We start from the raw sequence: 25,624 nt of genomic DNA, 5'->3' as shown, positions 1-25,624 counted from the left end.
TGACGGGCGCCACCGCGGGCCGGTCCCCCGGCGGGTGCCGCCGGTCAGGCGGTGGGGGCCGTGGTGTCGAGGGCGGCCCGCTGGAGGGCGGCGAGGTCGGCGCAGCCGCCGGTGGCGAGGTCGAGGAGGGCGTTGAGCTCCTTGCGGTCGAAGGGCTCGGCCTCGGCGGTGCCCTGGATCTCGACGAACCGCCCGTCGCCGGTGCAGACGACGTTCATGTCGGTCTCGGCGCGCACGTCCTCCTCGTAGCAGAGGTCGAGGAGGGGGACGCCGTCGACGATGCCGACGGAGACGGCGGCCACGGTCCCGGTGAGGGGCTGCCGGCCGGCCTTGATCAGCTTCTTGCCCTGGGCCCAGGAGACGGCGTCCGCGAGGGCCACGTAGGCGCCGGTGATCGCGGCGGTGCGGGTGCCGCCGTCGGCCTGGAGGACGTCGCAGTCGAGGACGACGGTGTTCTCGCCGAGGGCCTTGTAGTCGATGACGGCGCGCAGCGAGCGGCCGATCAGCCGGCTGATCTCGTGGGTGCGGCCGCCGATCTTGCCGCGGACGGACTCGCGGTCGCCGCGGGTGTTGGTGGAGCGGGGCAGCATCGAGTACTCGGAGGTGACCCAGCCCTCGCCGCTCCCCTTGCGCCAGCGGGGGACGCCCTCGGTGAAGGAGGCGGTGCAGAAGACCTTGGTGTCGCCGAAGGAGATGAGGACGGAGCCCTCGGCGTGCTTGCTCCATCCGCGGTCGATGGTGACGGGGCGGAGCTGTTCGGGGGTGCGGCCGTCGATGCGTGACATGGGGGCGAGCCTATCGGCAGACGGGTGAGGGGCCCGTTCCGGATGATCGGATCGGACCCCTCGGGCGGTACGGTCGCGCGCCGCGCGGGCGGTGCCGTCGCGGGCCGCCTCAGGTCGGGTGGCTGCGGCTCGGGCCGCGGCTCACATCATGTCTTCGATGTCGGCGGCGATCGGGTCGGCGTCGGTGCCGATGACGACCTGGATCGCGGTGCCCATCTTGACGACGCCGTGGGCGCCGGCGGCCTTGAGGGCGGCCTCGTCGACCTTGTCGGGGTCGACGACCTCGGTGCGGAGACGGGTGATGCAGCCCTCGATCTCCTCGATGTTGTCGATGCCGCCGAGACCGGCGACGATCTTCTCAGCCTTGCTGGCCATGTCTTTCTCCCTGAGGTTCTGCGCGGTGCGCTGTCCGGCCCATGAATGATCCGGTTTGTCACGGTAACGCACGGTTGGCCCATCCTCACGGGCGGGTCGCCGTCTCGTCCCCAATGATGACGATCACCAGCGCTCCGCCCCGCGTCTGCCATGGGGCGGGTGCCGGAACCGCCTGCCGACTGGTCTACACCAGTCTGCAAACACCTGCCAAACAGAGCCTGTTCCGGGAGGACGCCCATGAGCACCGAGAGCACGGCGACACCGCGGCGCAGCGGGTGGAGCACCCTCTTCCAGGGGCTCCAGAAGGTGGGCCGCAGCCTCCAGCTCCCGGTCGCCGTACTGCCGGCCGCCGGCCTCCTCGTCAGCCTGGGCAATCTCTTCGCCGCGTACCTCGACGGCCCGTTCTGGGAGAAGACCGCGAACGTCCTGATCAAGGGCGGCACCGGCATCCTGGACGGGGCCCTCGGTCTGCCCCTGCTCTTCTGCATCGGTGTGGCCATCGGCTTCGCGAAGAAGGCGGACGGCTCGACGGCACTGGCCGCGGTGGCGGGCTTCCTCGTCTACTTCAACGTCCTCAAGGCGTTCCCGATCGACGGCTCGGTGACCGAGGAGCTGCCCGACGGGGTCCCGCAGAACCCGGGCGTCCTGGGCGGCATCCTGATCGGCCTGCTGACCGCCGTGATCTGGCAGCGCTACCACCGCACCAAGCTGGTCGAGTGGCTGGGCTTCTTCAACGGCCGGCGGCTGGTGCCGATCATCATGGCCTTCGTCTGCTGTGCGCTCGGCGTCCTCTTCGGCCTGCTGTGGGAGCCGGTGGGTGACGGGCTGACCACCTTCGCGCGCCAGCTGATCGGCCTGGGCGCCTGGGGCGCCGGTATCTTCGGCGTCGCCAACCGGCTGCTCATCCCGATCGGCATGCACCAGTTCCTCAACACCTTCTTCTGGTTCCAGGCGGGCGAGTACGAGGACGACGACGGCACGGTGGTGCAGGGCGACCTCACCCGGTTCTTCGCGGGCGACCCGGACGCCGGCCTGTTCATGTCGGGCTTCTTCCCGATCATGATGTTCGGCCTGCCGGCCGCCGCCCTCGCGATCACCCACTGCGCCCGGCCCGAGCACCGCAAGAGGGTCGCCGGTCTGATGGTCTCGGTGGGCCTGACCTCGTTCGTGACGGGCGTGACCGAGCCGATCGAGTTCTCCTTCATGTTCGCCGCGCCGCTGCTGTACGGTCTGCACGCGCTGCTGACGGGCGCGTCGATGGCGATCACCTGGGCGCTGGGCGTGAAGGCGGGCTTCAGCTTCTCGGCGGGCCTCATCGACTACGTCGTCAACTGGCACCTGGACACAAAACCGTGGCTCATCATCCCGATCGGCGCCTGCTTCGCGGTCGTCTACTACGTGCTCTTCAGAGTTCTGATCACTGTCTTCAATATTCCGACTCCTGGGCGTGAACCCGAGGAGGTGGAGAAGGAGGTGGAGCGCGAGCAGACCAGGTAGCGCGCCGCCGCACCCCTCCCACCAGGCAGAACGCGCGGCCCCCGAGGCCCCCGGACCCAGCGGGGTCCGGGGGCCCTCGCGTGGTTGACCTGATTGTTATCCCGGGCGGGAAATTCGCAGGTTCCTTATCTAACGTTCACCGTGCTACAACAGGTCTACACCACTCAAAGGTGTAGACCACGCGGTCCAGACCACACCCGGCCGCGTCCCCCTTTTGAGACGCCGCCCTCCCCCGTGTTCCGCTCGGCGACGTCTTGTCCCATGGAGGAAGTTGATGTCCACGGCAAGCGCCGCCCCCGGGGCGGACAAGAAGAAGACGGGCGCCGGCGCGATGGCGGTCATGCAGCGCATCGGCCGCAGCCTGATGCTGCCGGTCGCCGTGCTGCCCGCGGCCGCGCTGCTGGTGCGCTTCGGTCAGCCCGACATGCTGGGCAAGGAGTCGTTCCCGACCTTCATCACCAAGATCGCCGGGTATATGGCGGCCGGCGGCGGCGCGCTGCTCGACAACATGGCGCTGCTGTTCGCCGTCGGCATCGCGATCGGCTTCGCCAAGAAGTCGGACGGCTCGACCGCGCTGGCCGCCGTGGCCGGCTACCTGGTCTTCAAGAGCGTCCTCGGCACCTTCACCGACAGCAGCCTGCCGAAGAAGGAAGCCATCGTCGACGGCAAGATCGTCATGGTGGAGCAGGCCGTGGACGCCAAGGTCCTCGGCGGCGTGGTCATGGGCATCATCGTGGCGCTGCTCTACCAGCGCTTCTACCGCACCAAGCTGCCCGACTGGGCGGGCTTCTTCGGCGGCCGCCGGCTGGTCCCGATCCTCTCCGCGTTCGCCGGTCTGCTCACCGGCATCCTCTTCGGTCTGATCTGGCCGTGGCTCGGCGCGGGCCTGCACTGGTTCGGTGAGAGCCTGGTCGAGTCCGGCGCGGTCGGCGCCGGCATCTTCGGTGTCGCCAACCGTGCCCTGATCCCGGTCGGCATGCACCACCTGCTCAACTCCTTCCCGTGGTTCCAGGCCGGCACCTACGAGGGCAAGAGCGGCGACATCGCCCGCTTCCTCGCCGGTGACCCGACCGCCGGACAGTTCATGACCGGCTTCTTCCCGATCATGATGTTCGCCCTCCCGGCGGCCTGCCTCGCGATCGTGCACTGCGCCCGTCCCGAGCGCCGCAAGGTCGTCGGCGGCATGATGTTCTCCCTCGCGCTGACCTCCTTCGTCACCGGTGTCACCGAGCCGATCGAGTTCACCTTCATGTTCATCGCCCCGGTGCTGTACGCGATCCACGCGGTGCTGACCGGTGTCTCCATGGCGCTCACCTGGTCCCTGGGCATGAAGGACGGCTTCGGCTTCTCCGCCGGCGCGGTCGACTTCTTCCTCAACCTGGGCATCGCGTCCAACCCCTGGGGCCTCGCCCTGGTCGGCCTGGTCTTCGCGGCGGTCTACTACGTGGTCTTCCGCTTCGCGATCACCAAGTTCAACCTGCCGACGCCGGGCCGCGAGTCCGACGAGGAGCTGGCCGAGCTCCAGAAGGCCGAGGCCAAGTAGCCCCACGCCCCGCCGGTCCGGCCCCACGGACCGGCACCCCGCATCCGGAGCCCCCGCCCTTGTCCTCAGGGCCGGGGCTCCGGTCATGTCCGCAATCCGTGGTGTCCCGGGCACGGGACGGTCGGGACGGTCGGGACGGTCGGGAAGCGGGCGAGGGGCGGTCGGGAAGCGGGCGGGGCCGCGTCAGAGGGTCGTCTCCTCGCCCGGGACGCAGAGGACCGGAACGGTCGACAGGTGCAGCAGCTTGTGCGGGGTCGACCCGAGGAGGGCGCCCCGCATCGGGCTCTCCCCGTAGCTGCCGACCACGATCACCCGGCCGCCGTGCCGGGCCGCCGCGTCCAGCAGGGCCTGGGCCGGGCGTTCGTCCAGGATCTCCACGGTGGTCGGGACGCCCGCCTCGTCTGCCGCCTCCACCGCGTGCGTCAGGGCGACGCGGCCCGCCTGGCGGACCGCGTCGGAGTGGGCGCCGTACTCCTCGCCGATCCCGCCGCCGGGCGCGGCCGCCCCGTACACCAGCACCAGGGGTTCGCCGAAGGCTGCGGCCACCTCGATCGCGACCCGCAGTGCCCGCAGCGCGCCCGGGGACTCGTCGTAGCCGAGGACCACCGACATGTCAGGACCTCCCCGGCGGCGCGGACGGCGGCGCGGACGGCGGTGCGGACGGCGGTCCGCTCCCGCCGTGGACCAGGTCCGGGTCGGCCACCGAGGGGCGCTCGCGCCAGAACGGGCCGCCCGCGAACCGCTGCGCGACCATCACCAGGAGGCCCACCACCGTGATCACGATGCCGATGACCAGCGGCGGCCCGAGGCCGAACCAGGACACCCCGCTGTACGAATTCGCCGGGTCGGCCATGTCGGCGACCGACTCCACCAGCAGCCAGGCCAGCAGCCCGGCGCCGACCAGCGGGCCGAGGCCGATGAGCAGGAAGTTCTTCACGCTCTCGGTCAGATGGCGGCGGTAGTAGACGGCGCAGGCCACCCCCGTGAGCGCGTAGTAGAAGGCGATGAGCAGCGAGAGGGCGGTCAGCGAGTCGAAGAGGGCGTTCTCGCTGATCTGGTTGACGACGAGGTACCAGAGGATCGCGACGACGGCGACGCCCCAGGTGCTCACGTCGGGGGTGCGGAAGCGCGGGTGGATGCGCGCCAGCGTGCCGGGCAGGGCGCCGCGCCGGGCCATCGACAGGGCGGTACGGGAGGCCGGGATGATGGTGGTCTGGGTGGAGGCGAGCGCGGAGGTGGACACCGCGAGCAGGACGATCCAGTCCCAGCCGCCCATGGCCTCGTTGGCGAGGACGGCGAAGATGAACTCCTCCTCGGCCGCGTTCTCGGCGAGGAAGGCGGGCCCCGCGTAGGCGACGACCGCGATGCCCACGGACAGGTAGGTCACGACCAGCACGACCGTGGACCAGACGCCGGCCCGGCCCGGCGCGCTCGCGGAGTCCTTGACCTCCTCGGTGAGGTTGACCGCCGACTCCCAGCCCCAGTACATGAACACGCCCAGCAGCAGCCCTCCGGTGAGCGCGGCCCCGCCGGCGCCGAACGGATTCAGCCAGTCGATGTCCGGCGTGACCGCGTCCAGCGAGCCGGTGCCCGCGTAGACCCGGTAGAGGGCGACCGCGGCGAAGATCAGCAGGCAGATGATCTGGGCGACGATCAGGGCGTTCTGGACCCGGGCGGAGGCCTCGGTGCCGATCACGCAGATCGCCGTCATGACCAGGATCAGCAGCACGGTGAGCAGCTGGCGGACCAGGTCGTTCTCGGCCCAGCTGTCCAGGCCCACGGTCAGCAGTCCGAAGCCGACGGCCACGTCGGCGAGGGAGCCGACCACCAGCACACCGGTCATCATGATCGCCCAGCCGCCGAGCCACCCGGCCCAGGGCCCCATCGCGCGGGTGACCCAGGAGAAGGTGGTGCCGCAGTCCTGGTCGACGCGGTTGAGGTAGAAGAAGGCGGAGGCGATCAGCAGCATCGGGACGAACGAGGCCAGGACCACGCCGGGGGCGTAGACGGCGACGAGGGCCACGATGGGGCCGATGACGGCGGCCAGGGAGTAGGCCGGGGACGTCGAGTTGATGCCGATGACGAGCGCGTCGAAGAAGCCGATCGCGCCGTGCTTCAGTTCGGGGCGGCGGGTGCCGGGTTCGGGTTCCTTCGGCGGGCCGGTGTCCGCGAGATCTTCTGCCATGGCCCCCTCGCAGGCCGGGCGGTGATGCGGTCGGGGCCAATTCTGCCACCGGGCGGTCCGCCCGGCCCGGTGGCAGCGGCCGGGCCGCTCAGACCTCGTAGACGGCGCCGGGGACGGCGATCTCGGAGGGGCCCGCGTAGACCTCGCGGGCGTCGGCGAGGTTGCGCTCGCCGTCCGTCCACGGCGGGATGTGGGTCAGCACCAGCCGACCGGCCCCGGCCGCGGCGGCGGAGGCGCCCGCCTCCCGGCCGTTGAGGTGCAGGTCCGGGATGCTCTCCTTGCCGTGCACGAAGGAGGCCTCGCACAGGTAGAGGTCCGTCCCGGCGGCCAGTTCGTCGAGCGCGGCGCTGACGCCGGTGTCCCCGGAGTACGTGAGGGAGCGGCCGCCGTGCTCGACCCGGATGCCGTACGTCTCGACGGGGTGGGCCATGCGCTCGGTGCGGACCTGGAACGGCCCGATCTCGAAACTCCCCGGCTTCAGGGTGTGGAAGTCGAAGACCTCGCTCATCGAGGAGGGCGACGGGGTGTCCGCGTAGGCGGTGGTCAGCCGCTGCTCGGTGCCCTCGGGCCCGTAGACCGGGATCGCGGGGCAGCGGCCGCCGTCGTGGCGGTAGTAACGGGCCACGAAGTACCCGCACATGTCGATGCAGTGGTCCGCGTGGAGATGGCTGAGGAAGATGGCGTCGAGGTCGTAGAGACCGCAGTGGCGCTGCAGCTCGCCCAGGGCGCCGTTGCCCATGTCGAGGAGCAGCCGGAAGCCGTCGGCCTCTACGAGGTAGCTCGAACAGGCCGAATCCGCGGACGGGAACGACCCCGAGCAACCGACGACGGTGAGCTTCATGGAGCGTGAACCTCCGTTGGCGAAGGAGGGCTGGGGGAAGGTCGTGCGGTTCGTCGAGCGTAAGGCCGCCCTGGGCCTGTCGCTCCTCAGCGACGCTCTGTTGTGGGGGAACTCACCTCCGTGTCCGGACAGGGCCGGACGGGCGAGGGTACCGTCTGGACCATGGACTCGTGGTGGTGGCTCGCCGTGGGCGCGGTCGTGGTGCTCGCGCTGGTCGTGGCCCTGTCGGACGCCTTCGGGCGGAGCGGACGCCCGGCGCGGCGGCGCAGGCCCCCGGCGCGGCCGGGTGAGCGCGCCCGGGGCGGGGTCCGTCCCCGGCCCCCGGCCGGTCCCCGGCCCGGACGGCCCGGCGGCCCGGAACGCGGCGGGCCGGAACGTGCGCCCCGGGCGGGCGAGATCTGGTGGGCGGACGTGCCCTACGAGGACGGCCCCGGCTCCAAGGACCGGCCGTGCCTGGTCCTCTCGGTGCGCGGCGGGACCGCGCTGGTCGCGAAGATCACCAGCAGGCACCACGAGGAGCGGCCGGGGGTGATCGCGCTGCCGGCGGGCTCGGTCGGGGACGCACGGGGGCGCGCGAGCTTCCTGGAGACGGACGAGCTGCGCGAGGTCCCGGTGCGAGGGTTCCGGCGCCGGGTGGGGAGGGCGGACCCGGCGGTGTGGGCGCGGGTGCGTCACCTGGCCGCCTGAGCCCGCCGGCGCGCCACGACCGGGCCCACGATGCGGGGACCCGGCCGGGCGGGGCCGGGTCGTCGCGTCACGTCACGCGGCGTCGCGTCACGCAGCTGGCGTCAGGCCCAGAGCTGGCCCTGGAGGGTCTCGATCGCTTCCTCGGTGGTGGCCGCCGTGTAGACCCCGGTGGAGAGGTACTTCCAGCCGCCGTCGGCGACGACGAACACGATGTCCGCGGACTCCCCCGCCTTCACCGCCTTGCGGCCGACGCCGATGGCCGCGTGCAGGGCCGCGCCGGTCGAGACGCCCGCGAAGATGCCCTCCTGCTGGAGGAGTTCACGGGTGCGGGTGACCGCGTCCGCCGAGCCGACGGAGAAGCGGGTGGTGAGGACGGAGGCGTCGTACAGCTCGGGGACGAAGCCCTCGTCGAGGTTGCGCAGCCCGTACACCAGGTCGTCGTAGCGCGGTTCGGCGGCGACGATCTGCACGTCCGGCTTGTGCTCGCGCAGATAGCGGCCCGCGCCCATCAGGGTGCCGGTGGTGCCGAGGCCCGCCACGAAGTGGGTGACGGAGGGCAGGTCGGCCAGGATCTCGGGGCCGGTGGTGGCGTAGTGGGCGCCCGCGTTGTCCGGGTTGCCGTACTGGTAGAGCATCACCCAGGACGGGTTCTCCGCGGCCAGTTCCTTCGCCACCCGCACCGCGGTGTTGGAGCCGCCCGCGGCGGGGGACGAGATGATCTCGGCGCCCCACATGGCGAGCAGGTCCCGACGCTCCTGGGAGGTGTTCTCCGGCATGACGCAGACGATGCGGTAGCCCTTGAGCCGGGCCGCCATCGCCAGTGAGATGCCGGTGTTGCCGCTGGTGGGTTCGAGGATCGTGCAGCCGGGGGTGAGCCGGCCGTCCTTCTCCGCCTGCTCGACCATGTGCAGGGCGGGCCGGTCCTTGACGGAGCCGGTGGGGTTGCGGTCCTCCAGCTTGGCCCAGATCCGGACCTCCTCGGAGGGGGACAGCCGCGGCAGGCGGACCAGCGGCGTGTTGCCGACGGCCGCGAGCGGGGAGTCGTACCGCATCAGCGCATGCCGCCGGCGACGGCCGGGAGGATCGTCACGTTGTCGCCGTCGGAGAGCTGGGTGGAGATGCCGTCCAGGAAGCGGACGTCCTCGTCGTTGAGGTAGACGTTGACGAAGCGGCGGAGCTGGCCCCCGTCGACGATGCGCTCCTGGATGCCGGTGTGGCGGGACTCGAGGTCGGCGAACAGCTCGGCGAGGGTGTCGCCGTTGCCCTCGACGGCCTTGGCGCCGTCGGTGTAGCTGCGGAGGATGGTCGGGATGCGGACCTCGATGGCCATGGTGCGGTCTCCTGTCGGAAGGGGTGCGTTGGGCGCGCGGCCGGTACCCCGCGCGAGGGGGTGCTGCTGAGGCTGGGGTGCGTCCGCGCGTCAGGCGGCGCAGGCGCCCGGACGGGGGGCGCGCGCCGTACAGATAGCGCTGGCGAGGCGGCACAGATCGACGTGCAGCCGCGCAACGAGCAGCAGGGTGCTCGGCGTCTTGTCGCTCACGTCTGGGACAACCATGCGGTCATCGTATCGATTCCCTGTCCGGGATCCGGAGTGTGATCTCAGATGATGGACACTCTCCGCTCACCATGCGGTCGCGGGAGGTAGGTGACCGAGGGTGCGCCGGTGCGCGGGTGCACCGCGACCTCCGCGTCCACACCGTAGACCTCGGCCAGCATCTCGGTGGTCAGCACCTCGGCGGGAGTCCCGGCGGCGACGGCTCGGCCGCCGTTCAGCACGAGGAGCCGGTCGCAGTAGTAGGCGGCGATGTTGAGGTCGTGCAGGGCGAGCAGGGCGGTGGTGCCGAGGCCGCGCACCAGGGAGAGGACGTCGAGCTGGTACCGGATGTCGAGATGGTTGGTGGGCTCGTCGAGCACCACCAGGGCGGGCCGCTGGACGACGGCGCGGGCGACCAGGGCGCGCTGGCGCTCACCGCCGGAGAGGGTCGGGAAGAGGCGGTCGGCGAGGCCGGTGATCCGGACCAGGTCGAGGGCGGCGTCGACGGCGGCCGTGTCACCGGCGTTCTCCGGCTCCCAGAAACGCTTGTGCGGGGCGCGGCCCATGGCCACGATCTCACGGACCGTCAGTTCGAAGTCGGTGTGGCCGTCCTGGGGGACGGTGGCGAGGCGGCGGGCCCGCGCCTTGGTGCCCATGGTGTGCAGGTCCTCCCCGTCGAGGAGGGCCCGGCCGCCGGTGGGACGCAGGGTGCCGTAGACGCAGCGGAGCAGGGTGGTCTTGCCGCTGCCGTTGGGGCCGACCAGACCGAGGGTCTCGCCGGGCTCGACGGTGAACGAGACGCCGTCGACGAGGAGTCGGCCGCCCACCGCGCGTCCGCCGTCCGCGCGGTGGGACAGCTCTTCGACGGTGAGGCGGGCGGCGGGGGTCGCGGCGGGGGCGCTGGGCGGGGGCCCGGGTCTCATACGGTGGCTCCTTCGCCTCGGCGGCGCATCAGCCACAGGAAGAGCGGCCCGCCGGTGAGTGCGGTCAGTACGCCGACCGGGACGTCCTGCGGGGCGGCGACGGTCCGGGCGGCGAGGTCGGCGACGACGAGGGCGACGGCCCCGCCGAGCGCGGCGACGGGCAGGAGGGCACGGTGCCCGGCGCCCACCAGCAGCCTGGCGGCGTGCGGGACCATCAGGCCGATGAAGCCGACGGCGCCGCTGACGGCCACCATCACGGCGGTGACCAGGGACACCAGGACGAAGACGGCGGCCCGGAAGCGCGAGGTGTCCAGGCCGAGCAGGGTCGCGCCCTCCTCCCCCGCGAGCATCAGGTCCAGCGGCCGGGCCAGGGCGACGAGAACCACGAGCCCGGCGGCGAGGACGGCCCCCGGCATGAGGATGCCGTCCCAGCGGGCGCTGCCGAGCCCCCCGAGGCTCCAGAACAGCGCCTCCCGGAAGTGTTCGGGCCGCCCGGAGGCGATGAGGACCAGGGTGGTGAGCGCGGTGAGGATGTACGAGACGGTGACGCCCGCGAGCACCAGCCGGCCCCCGGTCATGGTCCCGCCCCGGCGGGCGAGGAACCACACCGCGACGGTCGCGGCGAGCGCCCCAGCGAAGGCGCCGGCCGGCATGGCGACGGCCGTGGTGAGGCCGCCGCCGATGCCGAGGACCAGGACGGTGACCGCGCCGGTGGAGGCGCCGGAGGAGATCCCGAGGAGGAACGGGTCCGCGAGCCGGTTGCGCACCAGCGCCTGGAGGACGGTGCCGACGACGGCGAGCCCGGCCCCGACGATCGCGCCGAGCAGCACCCGGGGCAGCCGGACGTCCAGCAGGATCGTGCGGGTCGGGCTGCGTTCGGCCTGCCCGGTGAGCACGGCCAGCACCTCCCCGGGCGGAATCGGGACGGACCCGAGGCCCAGCCCCGCGACCACGGCCACGGCGAGCGCGACGAGCAGCCCGCCGACGACGACCGCGACCCGCGCCCGCCCGGCGCTCACGCCGCCCCGCCGCGGCCGGGCCCCACGCGGGGTCGCCGCCTTCCGGCCGGGGGCCGGACCGGGGCTGGGGGCGGCCGGCTCGGCCGCCCCCTCGTCCGGCGAGGTCGCCCGGCCCTCCGGCGGGGGGACTCGGTCGCCCGGAGAGGTCGTCCGCCCGGCCTCCGGCGACACCGGCGGGGTCGCCTTCCGGCCGGGGACGGAGCTGGGGTCGGGGGCCGGACCGGGGGCGGCCGGCTCGTCGTCCGGCGAGGTCGCCCGGCCGTCCGGCGAGGTTGCCCGCCCGGCCTCCGGCGACACCGGCGGGGTCGCCTTCCGGCCGGGGGCGGGGGCGCTCGGCTCGGCCGCCCCCGCGTCCGGCGAGGTCGCCCGGCCCTCCGGCGGGGGGACTCGGTCGCCCGGAGAGGTCGTCCGCCCGGCCTCCGGCGGGGGCACCCGCCCGGCCTCCGGCGACACCGGCGGGGTCGCCTTCCGGCCGGGGACAGAGCTGGGGTCGGGGGCCGGACCCGGGGCGGCCGGCTCGGCCGCCCCCTCGCCCGGCGGGGTCCCCCGGTCGGCGGCCGGCTGGGGGACGCGGTGCGGGGAACGGCGCACCGGGTCAGTCCTTCGGCCCGGCCGGGTGGAGCTGGTCGGCGAGGCGCGCGACCGCGTCCGGGGCGCGGACGCCGAGGACCGCGTCGGACAGCGGCAGCACCGCGAAGCGCTTGTCGCGGATCGCCGGGACGTCCGCGAGGGCCGGGTCGTCCAGGAGGCGCTTCTTCTTCTGCTCCACGGTCGTGGACCCGTAGTCGTAGATCACGACGACCTCCGGCTTGCGGGCCACGACCTGCTCCCAGCTCGCGTCGCCGAAGGCCTTGTCCAGGTCGGCGAAGACGTTCCGTCCGCCGGCCCTGGTGATCATCTCGTTGCCGATGCCCTTGCCGCCGGCGGTGAACGCCGTCTTGTCGCCGCTGTCGTAGACGAAGACCGAGACCGGCTCCGTGCCCTTCAGCTTCGCCGCGGTGGCGGCGACCCGCTTCCGGGCCTCCTCGTTCCACGACTTCGCCCGGTCCGCGACCCCGAAGGTGCGGCCGACCTCGTCGATCTCGCGGTAGACGTCGTCCATCGTGGCCGGGCGGTCGGTGCAGTTCTCGATGTTGAGGCGGCTGTCGACGCCCGACCTCGCGAGGTCGTCACGGCTGAGCCCGTCCTTGGCGTCGAAGGCGCTCGCGTAACCCCCGTAGACGAAGTCCGGGTTCGCGGCGAGGAGCTTCTCCTTGGAGGGGTACTCCTTGGCGATCACCGGGACACTGTCGTACGCCTTCTTGTACGCGGGCAGCACGGCGTCGTCGAGGTAGGCGGTGCCGACCAGGGACTTCTCCAGCCCGAGGGCGAGCATCACCTCGGTGACGTGCTGGTTCATGGTGACGACGCGCTCCGGCGGGGCGTCGAAGGTCGTCCTGGTGCCGCAGTTGTCGACCGTGTAGGGGAAGCCGGCCGCCGCCTTGCGGTCGGGCTTCGCCTCGGTGGTGCCGGCGCCGCAGCCGGTCAGCGGGACCAGCAGGGCGGTGACGGCGGCGGCCGTCAGGGCGTACGGGTGCCTGGGCATGGCGGGGGCCTCCTCCGGGGATGTCCACGTCCCCTGGCCGGTCGGAGCAGGCGGCAGGTCAGTTCCTGACTTCCAGGCTCGGGGCCTGGTCACAGTGGCGGGACCGTGCCGGTGTCGCACCGGCTTCCTGGACCCTGCCGCCCTGGTGTCGTTGATCGGATGATCGGGCTCAGTATGCCGCCGGTCCCGATCCGCCCCGGCACCGCCCCCGGTCGGGGCCCGTCCGCGGCCCGTCAGGCCGGGTACGCCTCCACGACCTCGACGTCCTCCTCCGTGATCACACCGTCCACGATGCGGAACGAGCGGAACTGGAAGGGGCCCGCGTCGTCGGTGTCCGCGGTGGAGACCAGGACGTAGTGGGCGCCGGGCTCGTTGGCGTAGGAGACGTCCGTGCGCGAGGGGTACGCCTCGGTGGCCGTGTGGGAGTGGTAGATGACCACCGGCTCCTCGTCGTTGTCGTCCATCTCGCGGTAGAGCTTGAGGAGATCGGCCGAGTCGAACTCGTAGAACGTGGGCGACCGGGCCGCGTTCAGCATGGGGATGAAGCGCTCGGGACGCCCGGAGCCCTCCGGCCCCGCGACGACTCCGCACGCCTCGTCGGGGTGGTCCTCGCGGGCGTGGGCCACGATCCGGTCGAACAGGGCTCGGGTGATGGTCAGCATGGGCGACAGAATAAGCGGGCGGCCTCCGGACACGAGATCCGGAGACCGCCCACTGAGACGACCGGTGGGACGCGGGCCGCGCCCGCGGGTCAGCCGCCGCTCGTCGAGGTCTCGCGCTCGGCGGTCCGCGGGTTGCCCTTCCGCAGGACCCGCCGGCCGACGACCAGGCACACGGCCCAGAAGGCGGCCACGTACAGGCAGACCCGGGCGTCCTCGTCGTAGGCGATCATGCAGGTCACACCGGCCAGGAAGATCAGCGCCACCCAGCTGGACAGCGCGCCGCCCGGGGCCGGGAAGGAGGAGGCGCGCAGCCGGCCGGCGTCCACGGCGGAGCGGTAGCGGATGTGGCTGACGAGGATCATCATCCAGGTCCAGATACCGGCCGCGGTGGCGACGGAGACCACGTAGCCGAACGCCTTCTCCGGGACGACGTAGTTGAGGACCACGCCGAGGCCCATGAGGCTGACCGAGACGCCGATGCCGACGGCCGGGGTGCGGCGGCTGTTGAGCTTGCCGAAGGCCTGCGGGGCCTCGTTGTTGGAGGCCAGGTCGCGCAGCATCCGGCCGGTGGAGTACATACCGGAGTTGCAGGACGACAGGGCCGCGGTGAGCACCACGAAGTTGACGATGCCGGCGGCGAGCGGGATGCCGATCTTCTCGAAGGCGTGGACGAAGGGGCTCTCGCCCGCGGAGAACTCGGTCCACTCGACGACGGAGAGGATCACCGTGAGGGCGCCGACGTAGAAGATGATGATGCGCCAGGGCAGCGTGTTGATGGCCTTGGGCAGGGTCTTCTCGGGGTTCTCGGACTCGCCCGCGGTGACGCCGACGAGCTCGACGGCGAGGTAGGCGAACATGACGCCCTGAAGGGTCATCAGGCTGGAGCCGATGCCGTTCGGGAAGATGCCGTCGTGGGCCCAGAGGTTGGAGGCGGCGGCGGTGTCACCGGCGTCGGAGAAGCCGAGGGTGAGGACGCCGAGGCCGATCACGATCATGCCGATGATCGCGGTGACCTTGATCATGGAGAACCAGAACTCGACCTCGCCGAAGATCTTCACGGAGATGAGGTTCACGCCGAAGAGGACGACCAGGAAGACCAGCGCGCTGACCCACTGAGGTATCTCCGGGAACCAGAAGTGCATGTAGATGGCGGCGGCCGTGAGTTCGGCCATGCCGGTGACCACCCACATCAGCCAGTACGTCCAGCCCGTGGCGAAGCCGAAGAACGGGCCGAGGAACTCCCGCGCGTACTCGGCGAAGGAGCCGGAGACCGGGCGGTAGAGGAGCAGCTCGCCGAGCGCCCGCATGATGAAGAAGATGACGACGCCCGCGAGCGCGTACATCAGGATGATGCTGGGTCCGGCCTTGGCGATGTTCGCCCCGGCGCCCATGAACAGGCCCACGCCGATGGCGCCGCCGATGGCGATCATCTGGACCTGACGGCTGCCGAGTCCCCGCTCGTAGCCCTCGGACGAGGTGTTGCTCCCGGCCTCGCCGCCGGCGTTCTTGTCGACCTGCACCGAGGTCATGGTGGTGCGCCCTTTCTCCATGCTGATCCGCTCCGCTGCGTAGCGGCCGCGGACCAGGTCCTGATCCCCCCGGATGTGGATGGAGTGCCACCGGCGGTCTGCCGGCTCAAGCGCCCTCGGGAGACATGGGTGGCGTTCCCGAGCGGAGGTGAAGATCTATCACGCCCGCACCGGCGATCCACCGGGGGAAAGGTGGCGCAGGACACAGAAGGATCAGGACGTACGGGACGTACGCGCCGAAAGGGCCTCGCGCGCTTGGGGGGATCTTTGTCCGGATCTGAGCGTCCGCTGAGCGAACACGCCCTCACCCTGTGTGACCGCGCACGCGGTCACGGCATCAAGGTCTCCACCAGGCTCTCCTGGAGCGCTCCGAGCCAGAGGTAGGCCATCACCATGGGCTTGCGGGGATCGGAGTCGGGCAGCCGGTAGAGGGCGTCGTTCTCGTCCTCGTCGCCGACCTCCAGCCGGGTGCCGATCGTCAGACGCAGGTCGTTGAGGGCGCCCAGCCAGTGCAGGCAGTCCTCGCCGCCCAGCTCCAGCACGGCCCCGCCGTCGCCGGCGGGGGTGAGGGAGTCGAGAGTGCGGACCACCGCGAGGGCGTCCTCGCGCTTGCGGGTGCGCAGGTCGGTCTCGGTGAAGCGGCGGAACTCGGCGGAGCGGGCCCGCAGTTCCTCGTCCGCCGCGTCCGCGTCGGGACCGGTGTACGCCTCCGGGAAGAGGCGGGCGAGGGCCGGGTCGGCGGGGGGCTCGCTGGGGCCCTCGGCGAACAGGGCGGCGAGCGGGTCCTCACCCCGGGCCGGCTCGTCGCCGGGGCCGATCAGCTCCAGCAGCTGGACCGCGAGGGAGCGCAGGATGGAGATCTCCACCTCGTCCAGCACCACGGCGGCGCCGCCGCCCTTCAGCGGCTCGAAGTGAGAGCTCATCAGTTCCGGTCCTGGGAGAGGGTGGCCCACAGCCCGTAGCCGTGCATGGCCTGCACGTCGCGCTCCATCTCCTCGCGGGTGCCGCTGGAGACGACCGCGCGCCCCTTGTGATGGACGTCCATCATCAACTTGTGGGCCTTGTCCTTGGGGTAGCCGAAGTACGCCTGGAACACATAGGTGACGTAGCTCATCAGGTTCACCGGGTCGTTGTGCACGAGGGTCACCCAGGGCACGTCCGGTTCGGGGACGGCAGCGATCTCCTCGGCCGACTCGGTCCGCTCGATCTCCAGTGGCACGGTCACTCCACCCATGCTGCCACCTGAGACCCCCCGTCGCACAAACGACCCCGGGCCCTCCCCGGCCGCCGACAGCTCGCGGAGGAGCGACCCCGAGAGGATCTCGTCAGATTGACGAAATGGGGTGTACGCTTCTGGCCATGGCCGCACCGGACGGAGGCGGACCCCGTTCGTCCTGCCCCTGGGACGGGCGGCCGGACACGAAAACGCGAGGTTGATCGTCGTGAATGTTGCGGACCTTGGGCTGCCGGTGGACGTCCCGTCGACCGCGCTCTTCACCGACCAGTACGAGTTCACGATGCTCCAGGCGGCGCTGGGGGCCGGCACGGCGGAGCGGCGCTCGGTCTTCGAGGTCTTCACCCGGCGGCTGCCCGGGGGCCGGCGCTACGGCGTGGTCGCCGGTACCGGCCGGGTCCTGGACGCGATCGAGAACTTCCGCTTCGACCAGCCCGTCCTCGACTTCCTGCGCGGGCACCGCATCGTCGACGAACCGACCCTGACCTGGCTGGCCGGCTACCGCTTCCGCGGCGACGTCCACGGCTACCCGGAGGGCGAGGTCTACTTCCCCGGCTCCCCGATCCTGCGCGTCGAGGGCTCCTTCGCCGAGTGCGTCCTCCTGGAGACGGTGATCCTCTCCATCCTCAACCACGACTCGGCGATCGCCGCCGCGGCCTCCCGGATGTCGGCGGCGGCCGGCGGACGGCGCCTGATCGAGATGGGCGCCCGGCGGACCCACGAGCTGGCCGCGGTCGCCGCCTCCCGCGCCGCCTACGTGGGCGGCTTCGACTCCACCTCCGACCTGGCGGCCGGTTTCCGCTACGCCATTCCCACCGTCGGCACCAGCGCCCACGCCTTCACCCTGCTGCACGACAGCGAGCGGGACGCCTTCCGCGCCCAGGTCGACTCCCTGGGCCGCGGGACCACCCTGCTGGTCGACACCTACGACGTGGCCGAGGCCGTGCGCGCGGCCGTCGAGATCGCCGGGCCCGAGCTGGGAGCCGTCCGGATCGACTCCGGGGACCTGCTCCTGGTCGCCCACCGGGTGCGCCGCCAGCTCGACGAGCTGGGCGCGGTGAACACCAAGATCGTGGTCACCTCCGACCTGGACGAGTACGCCATCGCCTCGCTGGCCGCCGCGCCCGTCGACTCCTATGGCGTGGGCACCCAGCTGGTGACCGGCAGCGGCCACCCGACCTGCTCGATGGTCTACAAGCTGGTGGCCCGCGCCCGGTCCGCCGACCCGGCCGCGCCGCTGGAGCCGGTGGCGAAGAAGTCCCTGGGCGGGAAGACCTCGATCGGGGGCCGCAAGTGGGCCGCCCGCCGGCTCGACGGCCAGGGCGTCGCGGAGGCTGAGGTCATCGGCACCGGCGAGGTCCCGCGCGAGCTGGCCGGGCGGCAGCTGCTGGTCCCGCTGGTCAAGGGCGGCGAGGTCGTCGCCCGGGAGCCGCTGGACGCGGCGCGCGAGCGCCACATCGCGGCCCGCGCCACGCTCCCGCTCTCGGCGACGCAGCTCTCCCGGGGCGAGCCCGTCCTGCCGACCGAGTACGTCTGACCGAGTACGCCCCCGGGCCATCCCCCGGGTACACCCCACCGGCTCGTCCGGCCGCGTACGTCACCGGGCCGTCCGGCCGAGTACGCCCGGCCGGCTCAGGGCAGGCAGGGAGCATCCGGCCCGGCGGGAGCGGGCACCGGCCCGCGCACCCCCTCCCGCACGGCCGCCGGAGTGGCTACGCTCGGTAGTGCCGCGAACCCCGTTCCCCCTCCGCCACCACCACAACCACCGAAGGACACCCGCCATGCACCGCGCGCTGATCGTCGTGGACGTCCAGAACGACTTCTGCGAGGGTGGCAGCCTCGCGGTCGACGGGGGCGCCGATGTGGCGGCCGCCGTCACCGAGCTGATCGGCCAGGCCCAGGCCGGCTACCGGCACGTCGTCGCCACCCGCGACCACCACATCGACCCGGGCGACCACTTCTCCGCCCACCCGGACTACGTCGACTCCTGGCCCCGCCACTGCGTCGCCGGCACCGAGGGCGTCGGCTTCCACCCGAACTTCGCCCCCGCGGTGGCCTCCGGCGCCGTCGCCGCCGTCTTCGACAAGGGCGCGTACTCGGCCGCCTACAGCGGCTTCGAGGGCTCCGACGAGAACGGCGCCACCCTCGCGGAATGGCTGCGCGACCGGGAGGTCACCGAGGTCGACGTGGTCGGCATCGCGACCGACCACTGTGTGCGCGCCACGGCCCTGGACGCGGCCCGGGAGGGCTTCACCACCCGGGTGCTGCTGGATCTCACGGCGGGCGTGGCCCGCGCGACCACGGACGCCGCGCTGGACGAGCTGCGCGCGGCGGGCGTGAAGCTCAGCGGCGAGCCGGTGGTGCGCTGAAACGATCCGGTGCGCCGATCGGTCCGGCACGCTGAATCGATCCGGTGCGCCGATCGGTCCGGTGCGCCGAAGCGATGCGGCGCGCTGTACCGGTCTCCCGCGGGCCGAACCGGTCCGTCGCGCGCCCATGGGCCCGCGGCGGACCCGCGCCCGGGCGCCCGCGCCTCAGCCGCGCTGGGCGACCGGTCTGAGCAGGGCCCGTATCGGGTGCCACAGCTCCTGGGACGGCGGCCGGCCGGAGCGGACCTGGTCGCACCGCCACAGCAGGCCGTCGGGGTGGTGCAGCACGGCGGTGATCTCGTCGGGGGTCGGCGGCTCCGCGTTGCCCCGCAGATAGACCGCCCGCAGCCCCAGGTTGCGCAGCCTGGTCAGGGCGCGCGCCCGGTTGGCGGCATGGACCAGGAACCGGACCGTCGTCCCGTCCCCCACCGGATTCGGCAGGCTGAGCGCGACGACGACGCTGCCTCCTGGCAGCTTGGCGAAACCTCCGCCGGGCATGCGGAACCACTCCCCCGAGAGTCACTGTCAATAAGAACTTCGTCCCCCGCACCTAAACACGATCGGCCGCCGCCCGCTAGAGGGCGACGGCCGATCATGGTTTGACCTGCTGCTTTACCGACTACTTACCCGAAGGGCCGACCTTGATCTTGATCGTCTGGCCGTGCTTCGGCTGCTTGACGATCGAGATGCGGGTGTTGGTGTCAGTTACCTTGACGCCGGCGGTCGGGTTGTCCGCCGTCCAGTAGGTGCCCCTGCGGTCGTCGAAGACCGAGACGCCCCTCTGCGACGGGATCCTCACCTTCACGCCGGCCTTGTGGAGGGTCAGCGCGTCGGTCCGGTAGAGGCTGAAGGTGGAGTCGTACGACTGGATGCGGTTGCGCATCAGGGAGCCGTCGGCCCACTTCAGCTGCGCCGGGTGGGCGTCGATCGGAAGGAGCAGACCCTCGCCCGGGTGGACGCTGGTGTTGTTGTCCTTCTGCGAGGTGTCCCACTTCCAGATCAACAGGCCCTTCTGGTACGCGTAGTGCTCGACCCAGCCGTCCTTGGGCGCCGCGAAACCGAAGTTGTACGGGCCCGTCTTCAGCGTGGTGTCGTAGCTGACGTACTGGCGGTTCTCCGCGATGTAGTACTGCTCGTAGTCCTGGGTGAAGGACTCGCCGATGCGGGAGAAGCCGTTGGACGTCCAGCCGGCGTCGTCGCCCTCGGCGTTGTCGCTGAACAGCGCCTGGCCGTCGGCCTTGACGGTGATCGCGTCGGCCGTGAAGCCCTTGCCGGCCACACCGCCGTCCGTCTGGTAGCGGAAGCGCAGGTCGATCTTCTTGCCCGCGTACGCGTCGAGCGGGTAGACCAGCTTGCGGTGCTCCTCGCTGGGGCCGGTCAGGCCCGGCTTGTCACCGGCGTCGCGCGGGATGGCCTTACCGTCCGCGGTGCCGTCCACGGCCGTCCAGGTGGCGCCGCCGTCCGTCGAGACCTCGGTGTAGAGGTAGTCGTACTCGGCCTCGATGTCCCACCAGCCGTCCAGCTCCAGGGAGGCGGCGGACTTGCCGGTCAGGTCGACCGAGCGGGTCAGGGTGTTCTTGAGGTCGTCACCCGTGTCGCTCCACCACTGCTTGGAGCCCTCGGTGGGCTTCACGACGGTGGTGGTGACGGCGCGCTTGGGCAGCTCGACGATCAGCGCCTGCGGCCGCTTGGTGTTGTACGCGGCGACGCCCAGGGTGTGCGTGGACTTCTTGCCCGCCTTGGCCGTCTCGTAGTTGAGCCAGCCGAGCTGGAGCTTGTCCCAGGCGGTCATGTCGCCGGGCAGGTCGCCGATCGAGTCCTTGCCGCGGCCGAGCCAGGAACCGGACGACATCAGGGTCCAGAAGCCGGTCGAGTTCTCGCCGCCCTGGGTGTCGTAGTGGTCCGGCAGACCGAGGTCGTGGCCGTACTCGTGGGCGAAGACGCCGAGTCCGCCGTTCTCCGGCTGCATGGTGTAGTCGCCGACCCAGATGCCCGAGTCGCCGATCTGCGTGCCGCCCGCCCGGTTGTTCGCCGGACCGGTCTTGCCGGCGTCCGTGCCGTAGGCGTACCAGCGGTGGGCCCACAGGGCGTCCTCGCCCTGGGCGCCGCCGCCGGCCGACTCGTCCTCGCCCGCGTGGACGATCTGGAAGTGGTCGATGTAGCCGTCGGGCTCGTTGAACTCGCCGTCGTTGTCGAAGTCGTAGCGGTCCCACTTGTCGTACTGGGCCAGCTGCGCCTTGATCTGGGCGTCGGTGCGGCCCTGGGCCTTCTGGTCCGCCGTCCACGCCGTGACGCCGTCGCGGACCGCGTCCCACACGTTGGCGCAGTTGGACTGGCCGCAGTAGTTGGAGCCGTAACGGGCCTCGTTGTAGTCGACCTTGACCCAGTCGGAGACCTCGCCCTCGACCGAGTAGCGGCCCGACGAGGTCTTCTCGAAGTAGGTCTTGACGGACTCCTTCTTCTTCCCGTTCTTGTCCTTGCCGGTGCCGAAGTAGAGGTCCTGGAAGTGCTTGCGGTTGTAGTCCGCCTGCCAGGCCGTCGAGTTGTCGACCGTGCGGTCGGGCTTGGCGATCTGGTTGTGCAGCGGACCCGGGTCGCCGCCGTACTTCTTGACGGGCGGCTCGGGGCCGTCGCCGTCCGGGTCGTGCATCGTCGTGTTGTCGACCTTGTCGCCGAACTCGACCAGGATGGTGAAGATCTTGTCGGTCTTCTCCCGGCCCAGCTCCACGTACTTCTTGTCGTGGAGTTTGACGACCTTGGATCCGCCGCGCTTCTGGACCGTGGCCTCGCCGGATATGACCTGCTCCAGGGCTGCCTGGCGCTGCATCTCCTGCTGCTTGCTGAAGGGTCCGTCGAGGTCGTGCTCGACATGGCCCTTGTGGGGGGCCGGGTCGTGGCGCTCGATCGCCGCCGGTCCCGCCGGGCGGTCGTCGGCCTGGGCGAAGGTGACCGCCGAGGCCGTCGCGGTCGTCGCCGCAAGAGCCACGACGACCGCGGACGCTCTGAACGTCCGTCGCTTGCTGGTCACTTGATGGTGTCCTCCCCCGCGTCCCGTCGCAGGCGCGGACCGGATGGTGGGGTCGTCCGCGGGCGCGGTGTACGCGTCTCAAGTGACGACATTCGACCGGAGTCGCGGAAGAAAAGACAGACCTTGACTTGAACAGGCCAACTGCACTATGCAGAAGGGGAGATCCGGTATCCGGACGAGTCCGGCATCGCCCCGCTCCGGGGCCGGCTCCGGGTCCCCGGCCGTGACCCGGAGGCGCACCGGCCGGGTCCGCCGGGGGGCGCGGTGAATCCGTGCGCCCCCCGTGCACCGGCACCGTGGGTCAGGTCACGCTTACCCGGCGTTCCCCCCGGGCATCCAGGACCGTAGGGTGCTGGACCGTGCGACCAGGTCCAGTTGCCCAGCCCGCCCCTGTCCCGAGGACGGAAACCGCGATGCCGCGTCCGACTGCCGCACAGTACGCCTATGGTTCGGCGACCGTCGTCTTCACGACCGTCGCCCTGCTTCTGCTGACCCGTGCGGAGAGCGGCGCCGCCGTCGTCTCCGTGTGCGTCGCCGCCCTGGCACTGGGACTCGTGGTCGCCCTGCGGATTCCGCTGCGCCGCCCTGCCCGGGCGGGCGGCGCCCGGCCCACCGGCCGGGCCCCCGCCCCCGGGTCGCGGGCCGCCGCCCCCTCGGCCGACGGCCCGACCACCCGCGTGCCCGCCCCGCGCGCCGGGGCCCGGGTCGGCGAGCACTCGCTACGCGGCTGACACGACGACGGTCTTGCCCGCCTTGTCGTGCAGCCCCTGCTTGTACGGCTTGTCGGCCGCCACGGTGATCAGGATGACGATCCACCAGACGCAGTAGCAGCACACCAGCGCGGGCACCCAGAGCACAGCGGCACGCAACAGCGCCGCGCTGGTGTCCGGTGTGCGGCCGTCGTTGAGCATGGCGACGCGCAGCTTCATCAGCCGCTTGCCGACGGTCCGCCCGTCCGTCTTGGTCATGAGGGTGTCGTAGCCGACGTACGCGACCACCGAGACGAGCGTCCACAGCCACTGCCGGCCCGTGTTGACCTGCTCGGTGAACTCGTCCCAGTCGTCGCCGTTCGACGACCACTCCCAGCCCCCGAACAGGAGGGAGAGCAACGCCAGCGGGATCGCGATGATCAGGATGTCGATCAGACGGGCCACGAAGCGCTTGCCGAACGGCGCGAGCGGGGGCATCCCGGCGAGCGGGTCCGATCCCCCGTAGGCGCCGCCGTAAGGGTCGGAGCCGTAGGGCGGGGGCTGACCGCCGTACGGTCCGCCCGGCCCGCCCCCGCCGCCGGGCGGACCGTACGGGGAGCCGCCGCCGCTGCCATAGGGGTCTCCACTGCCGGGCGGAGGTGTGCCGCCGGGGCCGCCGTAGGGGGAGCCGGAGCCGGGCGGCGGGGACTGGCCGCCGCCGGATCCCCCGGGCGGGCCGGGCTCCTCGGGCCTCTTGCGGAACGGGTCGTCATCGGGCGGCGGGCCGGGCGGCGGCTGGTCGTTGCTCATGGGGGCAGTGCACCCCGGTGCCCCGGGCCCCGCAAGGGCTCGCGCGCGTTCGGGGGAACCCCTGGCGACACGCGCGTGACGGGCAGTCAGCCGCTGACGAAGGTGTGCGCCGCCTTGTCGTGCCAGCACTGCCGCCACGGCCGGTCGAAGACGCACCACAGCACGTTCGCGAGCCCCACGACGAGCAGACCGAGCACGCCGTAGAGGAGCCAGCGGCGCAGGGCGCCCCCGAAGGAGGGCGGTTCATGGGTCTCGATGTCGAGCACCCGCACCCCGCAGAGCTTCTTGCCCGCCGTGCGGCCCCACTTGGCGGTCGGCAGCGCCTCGTACAGCACTCCGAGCAGCAGGAGGGCACCGAGGACGATGCCGAGGTGCACGGCGGTGGTGCCGTCGACGAGCCAGACGGTCACGGTCTCCCCGGACAGCCGGGCCGCCTGGATCTTGCCGTCGATGTGCTCCCAGGCGCTGGTGCCGACGGGCACGGCGACGGCGCCCACCAGCGCGCCGAGCAGCACGGTGTCGATCAGCCGGGCGGCGAGCCGCTTGCCGAGGGAGGCGGGGCGGGCGTTCGCCTGGGCCTGCGCGGCGCGGAGGAAGGGGTCGTCGACCGGGGGCTTCCACGGCAGGACGGGCTGGTCGGCGCCGGCGGACGCGGGCCCGGACTGGGCCAGTTGGTGGACCTGCTGCGCCCAGGACGCGGCTCCGCCGCCGGAGCCGTCGGTGACGGGGGCGGGGGTCTGCGCGGGGGCGGGGGCAGGGGTCGGCGCGGCCGGGGTCGCCGGTGCCTGGGCGGCTTGTGCGGCCGCGGGCTGCCGGGGCACGGGCTCCGGGTGCGCGGGGGCGGGCGGCGGGGTCTGGGCCTGGGAGGCGGGGGCGGTGGTGGCCGCCGGGCCGGGGCGCTGGGGCCGGATGGTGACGGTGTGCTCGGCCCTGGGCTCCGCGCCGGGGCGGACCGCGCGGATGGTGACCGTGCCGTCGGCGGGCGGCTCGGCGCCGGGGGCGGGGTCTGCGTCGGCGGCCGGGCGCGGCCGGGGCTCGGCCCGCGCGTCGGGCCCCACGGAGCGCATCCCGGGCAGCCTGCCGCCGCTCGGGTCGACGGGGGCGGGACCGGCCGGGTCGGCGGACGCGGCCTGCGCGGGCGCGTCGGCGGGGCGGCGCGGATCGGGCGCGCTCCCCGCCGGGTCTGCCGGGCTGCCCCAGGAGACGCGGTTGTCCAGGTCGCCGCCGAAGCCGGACTGCCGGGCGGCGTCGGCCCCCCACGCGGACGCGGGCTCGGGACGGGACGGCTCGACGCCGGGCTCCTCGTCCAGGAAGACCGGGCCGGTCTCCTCGACGGCGGCCGGGGGCCGGGGGGCGGGCGCGCGCGAGGCACCCGGGGCGGCGGCCGTCGACGCGGGCGGCGTGGGCATGTCCTCGCCGGAGGCGGGCGCGGGCCGGCTGGTGCCGGGCACCCAGGAGGCGCCGTTCCAGTACCGGACGTACCCGGGGATGGAAGGGTCCGGGTAATAGCCAGGGGCAGGGCTGGTGTCACCGGTGGCCGGGGTTGGGGCGCTCATCACCGTGGTCCCGTATCTTCTCGAGTCCTCAATACAAGGGTCCACATCTATCAGACCCTTGAGCGCGGCCGGGCCGGTCCTTCGACAACGGCCACTTTCCGGTCACTTCGCGAGCACGGAAAGTTGTCTCCGAAAGTCGCGTAAGAGTTGCGTGGCAAGTCCCTCTCTTCCGGTGAGGCCCGTGGCGTACGGGCACGCACCAGAGCGGACGAGAGGAACGACGACGATGAAGAACACCGTGGTGGAACGCGAGCTGGAGCTGAACCTCGTGCTCTCCCCCGAGCGCTGCATCCCCGTGCCGGCCCGCCTGACCTACCGCGCGGCCGACCCCTTCGCCGTCCACATCGCCTTCCACATCGGCTCCGAGCACCCGGTGCACTGGACCTTCGCGCGGGAGCTGCTGGTGGAGGGCGTCTTCCGGCCGTGCGGGGGCGGGGACGTGCGGGTGTGGCCGACGAAGTCGGCGGGCCGCGGCGTCATCCTGATGGCGCTGAGTTCACCCGACGGGGACGCCCTGGTGGAGGCGCCGTCGACCGCGGTGTCGGCGTGGCTGGAACGGACCCTGCGGATCGTCCCCCCGGGCACGGAGGCGGAGCTGCTGGGCATCGACGACGCCCTGGCCGAACTGCTGGCCCCGGCGGGGGCGGACGAGCGGCCGCGCCGGGGCCCCGCGCGGTCGGAGGACTCCCCGGACGGCGAGGCATGAGCCGGGCGGGGGGCGGTGCCGGGGCCGGGGCCGGGGCCGACGGCACGGACGGGGGCCCGGGCGCCAC

General features: G+C 72.3%; 26 protein-coding genes and 1 riboswitch. Of the genes, 7 read left to right on the top strand and 19 right to left on the bottom strand.

Annotated elements, in window-relative coordinates:
- Window positions 1-44: 44 nt before the first annotated feature.
- The gene (gene rph, locus C593_RS0105880; RefSeq protein ID WP_018846370.1) at window positions 45-785 is read right to left on the bottom strand and encodes a ribonuclease PH; all 741 of its coding nucleotides are present in this window, start codon (window positions 783-785) and stop codon (window positions 45-47) included.
- Window positions 786-926: 141 nt separating this feature from the next.
- Window positions 927-1,232, bottom strand: a complete 306-nt coding sequence (locus C593_RS0105875; RefSeq protein WP_078521216.1) for a PTS glucose/sucrose transporter subunit IIB — start codon at window positions 1,230-1,232, stop codon at window positions 927-929.
- A 165-nt stretch (window positions 1,233-1,397) separates the two neighbouring features.
- Here C593_RS0105875 and C593_RS0105870 point away from each other — a divergent pair, with 165 nt between their 5' ends.
- Together C593_RS0105870 and C593_RS0105865 are read left to right on the top strand one after the other, a co-directional pair.
- Window positions 1,398-2,657: a PTS transporter subunit EIIC gene (locus C593_RS0105870; protein WP_018846368.1), complete on the top strand. Its 1,260-nt coding sequence runs from the start codon at window positions 1,398-1,400 to the stop codon at window positions 2,655-2,657.
- Between the two features lie 274 nt (window positions 2,658-2,931).
- Window positions 2,932-4,200 carry a PTS transporter subunit EIIC gene (locus tag C593_RS0105865; protein WP_018846367.1) on the top strand — a complete coding sequence of 423 codons (1,269 nt, stop codon included), beginning with the start codon at window positions 2,932-2,934 and terminating at the stop codon, window positions 4,198-4,200.
- Between the two features lie 183 nt (window positions 4,201-4,383).
- Here the strand turns inward: C593_RS0105865 and C593_RS0105860 are convergent, their stop codons facing one another.
- The 3 genes from C593_RS0105860 to C593_RS0105850 form a co-directional block, all read right to left on the bottom strand.
- The gene (locus tag C593_RS0105860) at window positions 4,384-4,812 is read right to left on the bottom strand and encodes a universal stress protein (RefSeq protein ID WP_018846366.1); all 429 of its coding nucleotides are present in this window, start codon (window positions 4,810-4,812) and stop codon (window positions 4,384-4,386) included.
- 1 nt (window position 4,813) lies between these two features.
- Complete coding sequence (locus tag C593_RS0105855; protein WP_018846365.1) at window positions 4,814-6,385, bottom strand: APC family permease; 1,572 nt, start codon at window positions 6,383-6,385, stop codon at window positions 4,814-4,816.
- A gap of 88 nt (window positions 6,386-6,473) precedes the next feature.
- Window positions 6,474-7,226 carry an MBL fold metallo-hydrolase gene (locus C593_RS0105850; protein ID WP_018846364.1) on the bottom strand — a complete coding sequence of 251 codons (753 nt, stop codon included), beginning with the start codon at window positions 7,224-7,226 and terminating at the stop codon, window positions 6,474-6,476.
- Between the two features lie 162 nt (window positions 7,227-7,388).
- On the opposite strand from C593_RS0105850, the gene C593_RS0105845 reads away from it, so the two are divergent.
- A complete protein-coding gene (locus tag C593_RS0105845; RefSeq protein WP_026277395.1) occupies window positions 7,389-7,913 on the top strand; it encodes a type II toxin-antitoxin system PemK/MazF family toxin in 525 nt (174 codons plus the stop codon).
- A gap of 101 nt (window positions 7,914-8,014) precedes the next feature.
- Here the strand turns inward: C593_RS0105845 and C593_RS0105840 are convergent, their stop codons facing one another.
- The 10 genes from C593_RS0105840 to clpS form a co-directional block, all read right to left on the bottom strand.
- On the bottom strand, window positions 8,015-8,965 hold the full coding sequence (locus C593_RS0105840) for a cysteine synthase (RefSeq protein WP_018846362.1): 951 nt from the start codon (window positions 8,963-8,965) through the stop codon (window positions 8,015-8,017).
- Window positions 8,965-9,243 carry a MoaD/ThiS family protein gene (locus tag C593_RS0105835; protein ID WP_018846361.1) on the bottom strand — a complete coding sequence of 93 codons (279 nt, stop codon included), beginning with the start codon at window positions 9,241-9,243 and terminating at the stop codon, window positions 8,965-8,967. The genes C593_RS0105840 and C593_RS0105835 overlap by 1 nt, the downstream gene beginning before the upstream one ends.
- A 90-nt stretch (window positions 9,244-9,333) precedes the next feature.
- Window positions 9,334-9,468 (bottom strand): putative leader peptide, encoded by a 135-nt coding sequence (locus tag C593_RS31330; RefSeq protein WP_359154990.1) that lies wholly within the window; start codon window positions 9,466-9,468, stop codon window positions 9,334-9,336.
- A 44-nt stretch (window positions 9,469-9,512) separates the two neighbouring features.
- Window positions 9,513-10,370 carry an ABC transporter ATP-binding protein gene (locus C593_RS0105830; RefSeq protein ID WP_018846360.1) on the bottom strand — a complete coding sequence of 286 codons (858 nt, stop codon included), beginning with the start codon at window positions 10,368-10,370 and terminating at the stop codon, window positions 9,513-9,515.
- Window positions 10,367-11,389, bottom strand: a complete 1,023-nt coding sequence (locus C593_RS0105825; protein WP_026277394.1) for an iron ABC transporter permease — start codon at window positions 11,387-11,389, stop codon at window positions 10,367-10,369. Before C593_RS0105825 ends, C593_RS0105830 begins: the two co-directional genes overlap by 4 nt.
- A gap of 595 nt (window positions 11,390-11,984) precedes the next feature.
- Window positions 11,985-12,974, bottom strand: coding sequence for an ABC transporter substrate-binding protein (locus C593_RS0105820; RefSeq protein WP_018846358.1), 990 nt, complete (start codon window positions 12,972-12,974; stop codon window positions 11,985-11,987).
- A gap of 40 nt (window positions 12,975-13,014) precedes the next feature.
- Window positions 13,015-13,127, bottom strand: a riboswitch (cobalamin riboswitch).
- 80 nt (window positions 13,128-13,207) lie between these two features.
- Window positions 13,208-13,636, bottom strand: a complete 429-nt coding sequence (locus C593_RS0105815) for a M67 family metallopeptidase (protein WP_018846357.1) — start codon at window positions 13,634-13,636, stop codon at window positions 13,208-13,210.
- Window positions 13,637-13,725: 89 nt separating this feature from the next.
- Window positions 13,726-15,165, bottom strand: a complete 1,440-nt coding sequence (locus C593_RS0105810) for an amino acid permease (protein WP_026277393.1) — start codon at window positions 15,163-15,165, stop codon at window positions 13,726-13,728.
- A gap of 329 nt (window positions 15,166-15,494) precedes the next feature.
- Window positions 15,495-16,088, bottom strand: coding sequence for a DUF2017 domain-containing protein (locus C593_RS0105805; protein ID WP_018846355.1), 594 nt, complete (start codon window positions 16,086-16,088; stop codon window positions 15,495-15,497).
- Entirely contained in the window at window positions 16,088-16,399 is a 312-nt protein-coding gene (gene clpS / locus C593_RS0105800; protein ID WP_026277392.1) for an ATP-dependent Clp protease adapter ClpS, read from the bottom strand. The genes C593_RS0105805 and clpS overlap by 1 nt, the downstream gene beginning before the upstream one ends.
- 208 nt (window positions 16,400-16,607) lie before the next feature.
- Between clpS and C593_RS0105795 the strand changes: the two genes are divergently transcribed.
- Both C593_RS0105795 and C593_RS0105790 read left to right on the top strand, forming a co-directional pair.
- A complete protein-coding gene (locus tag C593_RS0105795) occupies window positions 16,608-17,936 on the top strand; it encodes a nicotinate phosphoribosyltransferase (protein ID WP_026277391.1) in 1,329 nt (442 codons plus the stop codon).
- 244 nt (window positions 17,937-18,180) lie between these two features.
- On the top strand, window positions 18,181-18,768 hold the full coding sequence (locus C593_RS0105790) for an isochorismatase family protein (protein WP_018846352.1): 588 nt from the start codon (window positions 18,181-18,183) through the stop codon (window positions 18,766-18,768).
- Window positions 18,769-18,933: 165 nt separating this feature from the next.
- Here the strand turns inward: C593_RS0105790 and C593_RS0105785 are convergent, their stop codons facing one another.
- Complete coding sequence (locus tag C593_RS0105785; RefSeq protein ID WP_018846351.1) at window positions 18,934-19,266, bottom strand: hypothetical protein; 333 nt, start codon at window positions 19,264-19,266, stop codon at window positions 18,934-18,936.
- Window positions 19,267-19,387: 121 nt separating this feature from the next.
- The gene (locus C593_RS0105780) at window positions 19,388-21,796 is read right to left on the bottom strand and encodes an immune inhibitor A domain-containing protein (RefSeq protein ID WP_018846350.1); all 2,409 of its coding nucleotides are present in this window, start codon (window positions 21,794-21,796) and stop codon (window positions 19,388-19,390) included.
- 413 nt (window positions 21,797-22,209) lie between these two features.
- Between C593_RS0105780 and C593_RS0105775 the strand changes: the two genes are divergently transcribed.
- Window positions 22,210-22,527 (top strand): hypothetical protein, encoded by a 318-nt coding sequence (locus C593_RS0105775; RefSeq protein WP_018846349.1) that lies wholly within the window; start codon window positions 22,210-22,212, stop codon window positions 22,525-22,527.
- Here C593_RS0105775 and C593_RS0105770 read toward each other — a convergent pair.
- Together C593_RS0105770 and C593_RS0105765 are read right to left on the bottom strand one after the other, a co-directional pair.
- On the bottom strand, window positions 22,516-23,295 hold the full coding sequence (locus C593_RS0105770; protein ID WP_018846348.1) for an RDD family protein: 780 nt from the start codon (window positions 23,293-23,295) through the stop codon (window positions 22,516-22,518). The two genes, C593_RS0105775 and C593_RS0105770, sit on opposite strands and share 12 nt — an antisense overlap.
- 86 nt (window positions 23,296-23,381) lie before the next feature.
- On the bottom strand, window positions 23,382-24,851 hold the full coding sequence (locus tag C593_RS0105765; RefSeq protein WP_026277390.1) for an RDD family protein: 1,470 nt from the start codon (window positions 24,849-24,851) through the stop codon (window positions 23,382-23,384).
- Window positions 24,852-25,077: 226 nt separating this feature from the next.
- Here C593_RS0105765 and C593_RS0105760 point away from each other — a divergent pair, with 226 nt between their 5' ends.
- Window positions 25,078-25,557 (top strand): SsgA family sporulation/cell division regulator, encoded by a 480-nt coding sequence (locus tag C593_RS0105760; protein WP_018846346.1) that lies wholly within the window; start codon window positions 25,078-25,080, stop codon window positions 25,555-25,557.
- Window positions 25,558-25,624: the final 67 nt, after the last annotated feature.

It is taken from the genome of Streptomyces sp. CNT372 (assembly GCF_000377145.1).
This window is presented reverse-complemented; position numbering and strand designations above follow the sequence as displayed.